This window comes from Vulcanococcus sp. DEBay_Sum22DG08_74 (assembly GCF_017852955.1).
GTDB lineage: Bacteria > Cyanobacteriota > Cyanobacteriia > PCC-6307 > Cyanobiaceae > Vulcanococcus.
In genome coordinates this window covers 1-3,364 of sequence record NZ_JAFMKL010000147.1, presented here as the reverse complement: position 1 = coordinate 3,364, position 3,364 = coordinate 1, and the positions used below count along the sequence as shown (strand labels likewise).

3 protein-coding genes are annotated in these 3,364 nt (G+C 64.7%); all 3 read left to right on the top strand.

From position 1 onward, the window contains the following. A partial coding sequence (locus QZ184_RS10855; RefSeq protein WP_296419609.1) for a RuBisCO large subunit C-terminal-like domain-containing protein occupies positions 1-410 on the top strand: 410 nt, incomplete at its 5' end. A gap of 116 nt (positions 411-526) precedes the next feature. Beyond that, positions 527-868, top strand: a complete 342-nt coding sequence (locus tag QZ184_RS10850) for a ribulose bisphosphate carboxylase small subunit (protein WP_010316537.1) — start codon at positions 527-529, stop codon at positions 866-868. A gap of 174 nt (positions 869-1,042) precedes the next feature. Continuing rightward, positions 1,043-3,364 (top strand): CsoS2 family carboxysome shell protein (locus QZ184_RS10845; protein ID WP_296419607.1); only part of this gene is annotated, 2,322 nt, incomplete at its 3' end.

The following is a 3,364-nucleotide window of genomic DNA, read 5'->3' as shown; positions in this document are numbered from 1 at the left end:
TCGGCTACATCGACCAGCTGCGCGAATCCTTCGTTCCCGAAGATCGCAGCCGCGGTAACTTCTTCGACCAGGATTGGGGCTCCATGGGCGGCGTGTTCGCCGTGGCCTCCGGCGGTATCCACGTCTGGCACATGCCTGCCCTGGTGAGCATCTTCGGCGACGACTCGGTGCTCCAGTTCGGTGGTGGTACCCACGGTCACCCCTGGGGTTCTGCTGCTGGTGCTGCCGCTAACCGCGTGGCACTGGAAGCCTGCGTCAAAGCCCGTAACGCCGGTCGCGAGATTGAGCGCGAAGGCCGCGACATCCTCATGGAAGCCGCGAAGCACAGCCCCGAGCTGGCCATCGCCCTCGAGACCTGGAAGGAAATCAAGTTCGAGTTCGACACCGTCGACAAGCTCGACGTCAACTGATTTCGAAGCGATTGGGAATCGGAGTCAACATCCGTTGGCTCCATCCCATTCAGTGATCGGAACAGGACATCGAACCAAATCAAGGTTCATTCATTCCATCCATCTCAAGGAACCCCATGCCTTTCAAGAGCACCGTGGGTGACTACCAAACAGTCGCCACCCTGGAGACCTTCGGCTTCCTCCCGCCGATGACCCAGGACGAGATCTACGACCAGATCGCGTACATCATTGCCCAGGGTTGGAGCCCGCTCGTTGAGCACGTCCACCCCAGCCGCTCCATGGCCACCTACTGGTCCTACTGGAAGCTGCCCTTCTTCGGTGAGAAGGATCTGAGCGTCATCGTGAACGAGCTCGAAGCTTGCCACCGCGCTTACCCCGACCACCACGTGCGTCTCGTGGGCTACGACGCCTACACCCAAAGCCAAGGCGCTTGCTTCGTGGTGTTCGAAGGCCGCTGATTAGCTGCCTTCTAAAAGTTGTGGTCTCGATTCACATCGAGACCACTCCTTCTTTTACTCATTAACCATCTGACTGCGATTTTTCGCATTCAGATTTCAAGCATTCCGATGCCGTGTTGACGCAAATCAACGGCTTCGTTAATGCCATCCAGTCATTCCATACACCGGGCGGACATGGCCACTAAATCGAGTCGCGAAGCAGCCCTTGAGCGCCGCAAGGCCCTCACCGACGGCGGCAAGAAAGCCACCGGTCGCTACGGCAGTGGTGGCGGTCGCGTCCGCAGCGTCGCGGATGCCCGTCCGACCCGGACCAACGCCGCTCCAAGTTCCGCACCGCGTCCCGCCGCAGCCGAGGCTCCCGCAGCCGCTCCGGCGCCTACCCGTCAGCTGTCCGCCCCCAGCAGCCACCGTTCCTCCGCTGGCAAGCGCGTTTCAAACCCCAGCCGCGATCTGGTGCTGTCCCGTCGCGAGGCCATGACCCGCGGCGGCAAGCGTGCCGACACCTCGAAGGACCGCACCCGCACCGACGTCGCTAAGGAAGCCCCGAAGGCCGCAGCGGCACCGGCTGCTGAGCACAAGTGCAAGTGCCAAGAGACGACCAGCGATACCTCTTCTGCCCGTTCCGCCAGCCTCTCCCTCAGCACTGAGCGTCCCTCCAACTCCTCCCGTGCTGCCGCAGGCAATCGCCCCGCAGCCCGCAAGGGCACGGCTGTCCACAACGCCAGCCGGGCACTTGTCCTGGCGCGCCGCGAAGCACTGAGCAAGCGCGGCAAGTCCGCGAGCACGGCGGCCAAGTCCGGTGCTGCTGCTGTTGCCCGTCAGATCAACCCCGACCTGAGTGCCCGTGAGCTGGCGCAAAAGGTCCGTGAGCTCAAGAGCAAAACCGGTTCTGCGGGTACGGCTCGCAACAGCGGAACCCGCCCCAGTGGCCCCAATCGCCATGGCGCCAAGCAAGCCGCAGCCGCGGATGCCGCCTGGAAGGTGGGTGTGAGCGAGACCCTCTCTGGTCAGACCGTCACCGGCACCCAGGCCAACCGCTCGGCGAAAACCACCGGTAACGAAGCGGCCACCTGCCGCTCGATCACCGGGACCGAGTACCTCGGCGCCGAAGTCTTCCAGACCTTCTGCGGCGGTCAACCCGCAGGAAGCAACCAACCCGCCAAGGTGCGCGTCACCGCCACCAGCCATGGCAACCGTGTCACTGGCAATGAGGTCGGCCGCAGCGAAAAAGTGACCGGCGATGAGCCCGGCACCTGCAAGAGCGTCACCGGCACCGAGTACATCTCGGCCAACCAGTCCACGTCCTACTGCGGTGGCGTTGACCCCTCGGTCCGCAAGGTGGGCCGCAGCCAGACCCTGGGTGGCCAAGCCGTCAGCGGCGTCATGGTGGGCCGCAGCGAGCGCGTCACTGGCGATGAGGCTGGTTCAGGCCGCCATCTGACCGGAGATCAGTACCTCGGCTCCGACGCCAGTGTTCCTGGCCGTGCCGCGACCAAGGTCAGCAGCCAAAACACCCTGCGTGGCACCGGCGTGACCGGGACATCCGTTGGCCGCAGCGAGCGGGTCACCGGCGATGAGGCCGGCAGCTGCCGCAACGTGACTGGCGATGAATACATCGGTAGTCAGCAGTTCGACGGCTTCTGTGGCACTCGCCCTGCGCCCGAAGCCGCCAAGGTGGGCTTCAGCATCACCAACCGCAACCAAGTCGTCAGCGGCAGCCGCACCGGTCGCTCCGAAAGGGTCACCGGTGATGAACCCGGTAGCTGCAAAGTCGTCACCGGCACCCCCTACGCCGGGCTCGAGCAGGCTGGTGATTTCTGCAACACCGCTGCCGTCCGTGCCGTCCGTGAGCGGACTCCCGTTCGCAACGCCAACCGCATGACCGGCATTCAGCCCGGCATTGGTGGTTCCCTGACCGGCGCCGAGCGTGGCGCCTGCGAAGACGTCACCGGTACTCCCTACGTCGGCGCCGATCAACAGGCCAGCGCCTGTGGCACCGCCCCCAGCCGCGATGCTGACTTTCCCCAGGCTCTGAATGGTGCTGACTGGCAACAGTTCAGTGTTCAGTCCCCTGCCCGCGCCGCCCAACAGGAGCGCGAAAGCACCGGTCGTGTGACCGGCAGCACCTACGAGCAAGGCGGACGGATCACGGGCCCTTTCGACATGGCCAGCGGCAAGATCACCGGCACTGAGCAGTTCCGCTTCGATCGTCGTGCCAATCAGCGCCTGGCGCAGGCTCAACAGCCCGCGGCCATCGGCGCTGCTGAAGAACCCGTCTCCCGGGTTACCGGTGAGGGTTCCGGCACCAAGATCACCGGCGACGACTGGGATCGCGGTGACCGCGTCACCGGCACCGAGGGCAGCTCTGCCCGTCGCCGCAACCCCACCCGAGTGGGCCCGATGAGCGCCATGCCTGGCGCCCAGAACAAGCGCAACCAGGAAGTTCCTGCTCCCAACAACAAGGTGACCGGCTCCAGCGGCAGCACCGATCAGGGT

Bases quoted from the DNA above. Each gene is read 5' to 3' on its own strand.
- QZ184_RS10850 (WP_010316537.1), top strand. From the start codon at position 527: ATGCCTTTCAAGAGCACCGTGGGTGACTACCAAACAGTCGCCACCCTG.